Source organism: Streptomyces sp. NPDC056296, assembly GCF_042268605.1.
Lineage (GTDB): Bacteria > Actinomycetota > Actinomycetes > Streptomycetales > Streptomycetaceae > Streptomyces.
In genome coordinates this window covers 1-7,899 of the sequence record NZ_JBHJRX010000118.1, presented here as the reverse complement: position 1 = coordinate 7,899, position 7,899 = coordinate 1, and the positions used below count along the sequence as shown (strand labels likewise).

Below are 7,899 nucleotides of genomic sequence, written 5' to 3'. Positions count from 1 at the left end.
CTCACCGGCGAGACCACCATCTCCTGGCGCGACCCGACACCGCCGACCAACCACCAGATTCCGGGATGAAACAACGGGAGAAAACGACCTCTTAGTGACAGGTCGAGGGGGATTGTCGGACGCGGCGTGGGAGCGGGGTCCCGACACTGCTCGGCCAGATCCGCATTCACGAGGTAACCAAGAGGCCCTGCAGTCGGCCGGAGAATCATCCGACCGGGACCGTGCGCACCGCGCGTTACGTCGTCGGTTGAGATGGCGGCCACTAAGATCAATAGAGCACAGCCGATGCCCGTCATCGCTCGCTCAGTATCGGTGTCCAGCGACTATCGTCGCGTAGTTTCGCATGGCGGTAACCAGACAGGGGGATCGCCTTCTCCCCATTGACTCCCACTAGTATAAGCTGGTTGCGGAACTCGCCCTTGCCAGGCTCGCATTGCTTGGGGTCACACCTCCACGCAATGAGGTGGTCGTTATCTGCCCAGGCAAGCATTTGCTGTCCAGGTACGAGCGCGGATCGCTTGCCGGTCTTTGCGTTCAAGATTTCGGACACGATCTGCCCGTCTTCTCCTACGAATTTGCCAGTTATGTGCGTTCCGTCCGGAGAGAGAACCCCGCCCGAGAAGGGCAACGATGCTTCCCTTTCGGGCACTGGACTTTGACGGGCGTCCTCGTTGTAGTAGACCTTGCCATCCTTGTTAGCCGCAGGCTCCCACAAAAGTTTTCCATCACGGTCCCATTGAAGGTCCTGGCGTCCAGCGCCAGCAAAGGCGCCGGTCCCGTCCTTTCTGGGCGGCAACGCGGAAAACTTGGCCTTGCCTGTCGCGAGATCTATAACATAGAAGCCGGTGCGGCTCGGCTTCGGCCCCGGGACCTTCTTGTCGTTCAATCGATATGATGAATCCTTGTAGAGGCCATCAGGGTTTAGGTGGTACGTTGTCGCCACAAGACGCTTTCCATCAGGCGAAAACTGGACACTACCAATTTCCTTATCTACCTTGATCCAGCGCTGGACCTCGCCTGTGGCCATATTCACCAATCCGACTCGATCGGCAGGCAGGTCGCGCTCCAGGACGGCTGCGGTTCGCATTCCGGGGGCGACATCTACCCAAGCCCAGTCGGTTTTCTGGTAGTGCTTGGTTGCCTCATTGTAGAGGCTCCACGTATAGGTGCCAGTGGCATTGCCGTTAGCCTCGTTCACTACCTTTGTTGTGTAGAATCCGGAGACTGCAACTCGTCCTGCCGCAATAAGGTCCTGCGGTGGCGATTGATCTGGCCTGGCCAGTACATGCGCCGTTCTTGGTGATTTCACAGGGGGCGGCGGTGTCTCGCCGCCACCCGCAACCAGGGCTATGACGGCGCCTCCTGCGACGACCGCCAAGGCGGTTCCGACAGCTACCAGTGCGCGATTTCTCCGCTGTTTCTGCTTATGATTACTCTGCCGGATTCTGGCAGTGGGCGGCGTCAGCAGCGTATCGCGGCTCTGTGTGTCGGAGTTCACAGGTGTACCTCGTTGGTGATAACCCCCTGACGGGGCGACAGGCGATTTTGGGATCTGCCTATGTAGGCATGCCAGGCAAACGTAGGGCCGACCCTGTGTGGACCCGCCATGTGGGCCTGAGACTGCAGAGCTCCCCGAGAGGTGGGATTCTGACAGTGCACCGCGGGCCCTACGTCTCGTGCGCCTTTTCGATATTCCACCAGTGATGCAGCGGGCGGTGGCAGCAGGCTGGCGGCGCCCTTATAGATAGAAGTACCGGTGCCACTCAGAGCAGCAGCAACCGCTACACCATCAGGGCCGCAGGAATGATGGAACGGTTTACTCGTTGAACCATGCGGAGTAGACGGACAGCCCACCGCCATCCCATGTGAGCTTCATCCGGTAATCCGAAGAGTTCGTGACATCGATGCCATCCTTGTCGCAGCCTGCATCGCCACCATCTGTGATCTTCAGCTTGTCCAGGGGGATTGCCTTAGGGGTCTGGACGATGCCAGTCATGCCGTAACCGTCGGCCTTCGTGTCGCACACCACGAACATGTCACCGTTATCGAGGTAGGTCATGTAGCCGTGATCGTTACTGATGGTCTTGTTGGTGTCCAGCACTTGGGCGTCGCCGGCCATGGCGGGGGCTGCGGTTCCGGCGAGCACCGCGGCGACGGCAGATCCGGCCACAGCGAGGCGGGTGAGTGCTATTCGCATGCGTTTCTCTTTTCTCCTAGAGATTGCGGAACACGCGACGCGGGCTCCTTCGAGTGGGCTGACCATATGACAGCGTGATCTTTTGGTAAACCAGTTCCACTATGACGGCGCGTCGCGGTCATTAGACGGAGGGTGACGCGAATTGAGGGTCCGCTGAGGTACTCAATGGGGTCGACTGTTGTTTTTTGGGGTAATAAGGGGCACAGGGCTGCCACTCTGAGTACACGAAGCCTCCACATAGTGATCTACGTCATATCTTCAGTCGGCCCGCTGCGGCGCTTCGTCGCCCGAAGCACTGGCCGCTGGCCGCTGCCACTTCGCCTCGACCGGCCGTGCAGGAAGCATCTCCTCGCCCCACCCGTGAGGTTGGGAACTGGCGACGAACTCTGTGCGCCATGACTAAAAGGGAACGGCCGCGTCCGGGTTGTTCGAGGAGTCCTTGGCAGACGAGTCGTCCCAGGCGGGAGCGTGTGACGTTGATTGAGGGCTCGTCGGCGGGCAGGCCGAGGTGCTCGTGCAGATCGCGGACGCGGAACACCTTCCCAGGGTGCTCGTTGAACGTGGTCACGATGCGCTGGTAGACGGTGGCGGCGGTCCCTGCGGGGGCCGTTGCGTGGTCGGGAGAGGCGAGGCCATCGATGGCCTTGCGGGTGGCGGCGAGCTCTCGGCGAGGGCGGTGGTGAGCTGCTCGATCTGCTCACGCAGGTTGCCGACTCGTGCTGCGGTCTCATCGTGTTCGGTCTGCAGCAGCCGCAGGAGTTCACTGACGTTCACTCGGCCAGCTCCACGTCGTCCCGCCAGGTGGGGGCAGGAGTGGTGAGACGGCGGAGCATGCCGGCGGTGGAGGCCCAATAGGCGTGGGAGGCCGCGTTGTCGGGCCGGTGATCCTAGTCGCGGGGAAGCGCCGGTGCAGCATGAGGGTGCCGTTGACCTGCTCGACCACCCACCGCTTCGGTTGGGGGACGAAGCCTTTGCCTTCGTCGTCGGGGTTGCGTCGGACCACCTCGACGGTGATGTCCTTCACCGCCCCGTGGGTGATCACGGCGTCTTTGAAACCTGGTCGACCAGAACCTTTTCCAGACGCATCCCGCATCGTTCGGCCGCCTTGTCCGGCAGGGCGATGCCGGCCTCGTTGTCGTGTGCGCTCTTCGGCCAGGACCACCACGCCGGTGATCAGACCCAGCACGTCGACGGCGAGCCCCCGCTACGGCCGGGCGTCTTCTTGTTCGCGTCCAGTCCGTCGTCTTCTTCGGCCCCCCGGCCGCCACGCCGACGGACTGGGTGTCGATGATCACCAGGGACGGGTCCTCTAATCGTCCGGCCCGCTCCCGCACCTGGCAGCGCAGGATCTCCTGGATCCGATGGTCAAGGCCGTCCTGGCGCCACAAGATGAAGTAGTAGAACATCGCCGACCAGGCCGGAGGTCGTGCGGCAGGAGCCGCTACTGACAGCCGGTCCGGTTCTGCTAGAGCGGCGCGTCCACGACCTCACGCAGGTCGCAGGATCCCGGGTCCTCGGTCGCCGACCGCGCCACTCGCTCCCTGCGCCCACGCGGTGACCAGCGGCTCGATCAACGCCCACTGCTCGTCGGACAAGTCGGTTGCGTACGGCATCCGTACCATGCCCCGAATTTACCATGTACACGACATGACAACGCCGGCAGAACCGTCCCATCAACCACGAACGGGCGACACCACATCATCAGAAACAGGCCTTAACGCCCTCGAAGACCGTGTCCTACGTGGTGAGGCGGACGGGTCTCTTGTAGCAGCACAGAGCGGCGGCGAGTCTGAGAAGGGCCAGGTAGTTGCGGAAATTGCCGTATCGGGGGCTGAGTCTGCGGTAGCTGGAGAGCCACGACATGGTGCGCTCGATGACCCAGCTGCGTCGCCCTAATCGTTCGCTGGACTCGCTGCCTTTGCGGGATGCGCACGCCGATCCGTTTCCCGCGGAGCCATCTGCGCAGTTCGGCGCGGTCGTAGGCTTTGTCCGCATGCAGGCGCTGGGGCTTGAAGTGACGGCCGTTGTGGGGGTCGTGTCTCGTTTGGTGACCCTCCAGCATTGGCTTCAGTCCTTCGCTGTCGTGGGTGTTGCCGGCCGAGACGCCGACGAGGAGGGGCAGTCCGTTCGCGTCCGACAGGACGTGCATCTTGGAACCCGGCTTGTCCCTGCCCGCAGGGCTTGGACCTAGTGTTTGCTTCCTCTTTCGCCCTCACGTGGGCGGTGTCGAGGACGACGCGGATGACGTCGACCAGGCCGGCGTCGTCAAGTCGGTGCAGCACGGCCTAGTGGTTTCTGGGCTGCTGGCGGAGGTTGCCGATGACGTGATGGGCGGCGGATTGACAGTGGTGGTGAGGCGGCCCCAGACGCCGGCTCTCGACCAGATCAAGAACCGGCGGTGGGCGGTCGACTTCGATATGCCGAAGCAGGGTGGTACTCGTCCCGCAGGAGTTGGGGTTCATCGCCAGACCGTGATCACGGATGGCGGCTTGCCGTCACCACCTACTACGGGCCGAGCCGCTCGCTTGGCAGCCCCCTCTCGCTCCTGCTCTGCCGTCCGGCGAGGAGGGCACTCAGTACTCGTCCGCTGGACCTCAACGGCGGGTGGATCGCGGGGAATTGCCCGTCGTCCTCCCAACCACAGCCTCTCGTGCAGCTCCGCGGGCACTCCGCTCACGTGACAAGCCACGTGGTGGCTAGGGAGACCACGTCCGAAGTGATGTAGATCACTATGTGGAGGCTTCGTGTACTCAGAGTGGCAGCCCTGTGCCCCTTATTACCCCAAAAAACAACAGTCGACCCCATTGAGTACCTCAGCGGACCCTCAATTCGCGTCACCCTCCGTCTAATGACCGCGACGCGCCGTCATGGTGAAACTGGTTTACCAAAAGATCACGCTGTCATATGGTCAGCCCACTCGAAGGAGCCCGCGTCGCGTGTTCCGCAATCTCTAGGAGAAAAGAGAAACGCATGCGAATAGCCCTCACCCGCCTCGCTGTGGCCGGATCTGCCGTCGCCGCAGTGCTCGCCGGAACCGCAGCCCCCGCCATGGCCGGCGACGCCCAAGTGCTCATCACCAACAAGACCATCAAAAACGACCACGGGCGCATGACCTTCTACGACGATGGCGACATGTTCGAGGTGTGTGACACGAAGGCTGACGGTTACGGAGTTGAAGGCCAGCTGCTTTTGGAAGGCTCTACGACGCTTCTTCACATAACTGATGGCGGCGATGCTGGTTGCGACAAGGATGGCTATGACATCTCGTGGGGGAGGTCCTACAAAATGGAACTCGCCTGGACTGGTGGTGGTCCTTCCGTCCTTTCTCCGTCTTTCAGCGAGTAACCTCACCATGCATTGAGCCGGCCACCGCATGCTGTCCTAATGTCGGTGCAGTGGCCAACGCAAGGTACATCACGGCTCCACAAAGAAAGCGATGCCCATGATCAAGTTTGTCGGCAGTATTGCCATCGCCAGCGCGACAATCGCTGCAGTAGTCGTCGGTGTATCGGCGCCGGCCATGGCTGCAGACTCCAGCGTTTTGGAGACGAACAAGAAGATCTCGCTTCCCAGCGGCCGGGGCACGATGACGTACATCGATGACGGGGACATGTTCCAGGTGTGTGACACCAGGGCTGACGGCTACGGCGTCACAGGGCAGCTCAGGGACGATGCGTCGGGATGGCCCACGTTGATCGAGGTCACCGATGGTGGCGACGCGGGCTGTGACAAGAAGGGCTACAACGTCGGAAACGGAATCAGCGAGGACTACATCATGTGGCTTTGGTGGGACGGGGGCGGCGACCCCGTGCTCTCTGATTGGTTCAACGAGTAGCAGAGCTTCGCCTCCACATTTCTCTATGGGGGGCAGGACGGGTACGGGTCGGTCGCCTGGTATCGCGCGGTTGGAGGCAGGTGGGTGCCAGGCGACGGCCCTGCGCGGGACTCGTGGATTACCTGCGATCGGTTGGGTAGCGTACGTAGCTAGCCGGGCGTAAAGTAGGCTCCCTCTAGTACCCGCCTGAGAGAGCATGCAAGATGGTAGATAAGCGAACAAAAGGTACCCGCCAACTGATTCAGAGGGTAGCTCTGGAATTCTTCTCGGAGCGTGGTTACGAGAAGACCGCATTGCGGGAAATTGCAGAGCGCCTACAGATCACCAAAGCGGCGGTTTACTACCACTTCAGGACCAAGGAAGATATCCTCATTAGCCTGTTCGATGAGGCTATCCAACCAGTGGACGCATTGATCGAATGGGCCATTGGTCAACCTTGCAGCACTGCTCGGAAACACGAGTTGCTCGCAAGATATAGTGTCGCCATCTTCGACGCAGCAGATTTTTTCCGTTTCATGCTTGAAAATCAGGCTGCCGTTCAAGAACTGGGCCCGGGTAAATCTCTCCGGCAGAGCATTCGGTCAATTAGAGATTTGCTCAGTGAAGGTGGAAGCGCAAGCGGCATCGCGGAACACATTCGAGCTACTGCAGCGTTGGCCACCGTGCAACTAGCGGTTACAGAGTTGGGCGATTCTCGACACTACCGAGAAGATCAGAGGAAGGCATTCCTCCAGGTGGCCCAAGATATGGTGAGTGAAATTAACCATCGTTGAGCCGCGTTAGGTTGGGCTGCCGTATCGCACAAACAGACCTTTTCTGCTGCACGATGGCTTCCGCTTCCGCATGAAAAATCCGTCGTTTGTTAGCCACGGTTGCAGGCCGTAAATGTGGCCTGCAGATGAAAGGAATGCAATGGTAAAGTCCCTCTCCCGCATCGCTGTGGCGAGCGCAGCGATTGCGGTATCTCTCGGCGGCGTAGCGACGCCGGCCTTCGCCGCAGACGCCCAGCTTCTCGCCACTGACAAGACGCTTATCCACCCCAATCATGGAAAGATGGTGTTCCACGACGACGGAGACACGTTCGAAGTCTGTGACACCAACGCGGACGGCTACGGCATGACCGGTTACCTGAGGAACTCAGACACCGGAACAAATCTGCTAATTCTCACCGATGGTGGAGACGCCGGCTGCGACAAGGGTGGTCATAACATAGGCAACTGGCCGAGCAGCTACCAGATGAAACTGGTGTGGGGCGGAGGCGGAGCCCCCGTCTACTCGGAACTCTTCAACGAGTAGTCGGGGACGCCGTCGGCGTCCGCAACGTACGAGGCTCCCGTACCGCTGAGGTAGGTGTTCGGCCCCTTAACCCAGCGGCACGGAAGCCGCGTTAATTCTCTACCTGTCGTCTGCCCGGCCGAGGGCGTCAATGGCCTGCGGACCCGCTCCAAGGCCCCGAAGACGCCCCCGAACGCGACGCACGGCGAGGTGGTCGGGAATCATCTACCTGCGGCAGAACTACCACTTCGGCCTGAGAAGATCGCGATGTCCCTCAAGCGGTACCACGACGTCACCATCAGCAAGTCGGGCGTCTGGCGCATCCTCGACCGCTTGGACATGGGCCGCCTTCCGGCCTCCCAGCGCTACAAGCACCACGACCGCAGCTGGAAGCGGCACGAGAAGCAACTGCCCGGCCACCGGGTGCAGATCGACGTGACGATTCGTGGGGCTTTGCTGCTAGGTGTTGCGGGGCGGGAGGTTGATGACGCGCTTGCCTAAGAGGTCGTTTTCTCCCGTTGTTTCATCCCGGAATCTGGTGGTTGGTCGGCGGTGTCGGGTCGCGCCAGGAGATGGTGGTCTCGCCGGTGAG

At 61.1% G+C, this 7,899-nt stretch carries 7 protein-coding genes and 2 pseudogenes; 5 read left to right on the top strand and 4 right to left on the bottom strand.

Annotated features, from left to right (window positions below):
• Nucleotides 1-292: 292 nt before the first annotated feature.
• The 4 genes and pseudogenes from ACFCZF_RS40395 to ACFCZF_RS40380 form a co-directional block, all read right to left on the bottom strand.
• Complete coding sequence (locus tag ACFCZF_RS40395; protein ID WP_376675917.1) at nt 293-1,498, bottom strand: hypothetical protein; 1,206 nt, start codon at nt 1,496-1,498, stop codon at nt 293-295.
• 318 nt (nt 1,499-1,816) lie between these two features.
• On the bottom strand, nt 1,817-2,197 hold the full coding sequence (locus ACFCZF_RS40390; RefSeq protein ID WP_376675916.1) for a hypothetical protein: 381 nt from the start codon (nt 2,195-2,197) through the stop codon (nt 1,817-1,819).
• Between the two features lie 770 nt (nt 2,198-2,967).
• Nucleotides 2,968-3,819: pseudogene (locus tag ACFCZF_RS40385) on the bottom strand (transposase).
• 115 nt (nt 3,820-3,934) lie between these two features.
• Nucleotides 3,935-4,634: pseudogene (locus tag ACFCZF_RS40380) on the bottom strand (IS5 family transposase); the annotation flags it as partial.
• 533 nt (nt 4,635-5,167) lie between these two features.
• Here ACFCZF_RS40380 and ACFCZF_RS40375 point away from each other — a divergent pair.
• The 5 genes from ACFCZF_RS40375 to ACFCZF_RS40355 all read left to right on the top strand — a co-directional run bounded on the left by ACFCZF_RS40375 (nt 5,168) and on the right by ACFCZF_RS40355 (nt 7,808).
• The gene (locus tag ACFCZF_RS40375; RefSeq protein ID WP_376675915.1) at nt 5,168-5,542 is read left to right on the top strand and encodes a hypothetical protein; all 375 of its coding nucleotides are present in this window, start codon (nt 5,168-5,170) and stop codon (nt 5,540-5,542) included.
• Between the two features lie 97 nt (nt 5,543-5,639).
• A complete protein-coding gene (locus ACFCZF_RS40370) occupies nt 5,640-6,032 on the top strand; it encodes a hypothetical protein (protein WP_376675914.1) in 393 nt (130 codons plus the stop codon).
• Between the two features lie 203 nt (nt 6,033-6,235).
• Complete coding sequence (locus ACFCZF_RS40365; protein ID WP_376675913.1) at nt 6,236-6,805, top strand: TetR/AcrR family transcriptional regulator; 570 nt, start codon at nt 6,236-6,238, stop codon at nt 6,803-6,805.
• 139 nt (nt 6,806-6,944) lie between these two features.
• Entirely contained in the window at nt 6,945-7,328 is a 384-nt protein-coding gene (locus tag ACFCZF_RS40360) for a hypothetical protein (protein ID WP_376675912.1), read from the top strand.
• Nucleotides 7,329-7,574: 246 nt separating this feature from the next.
• Nucleotides 7,575-7,808: a hypothetical protein gene (locus tag ACFCZF_RS40355; protein WP_376675911.1), complete on the top strand. Its 234-nt coding sequence runs from the start codon at nt 7,575-7,577 to the stop codon at nt 7,806-7,808.
• The last annotated feature ends 91 nt before the right edge of the window (nt 7,809-7,899 follow it).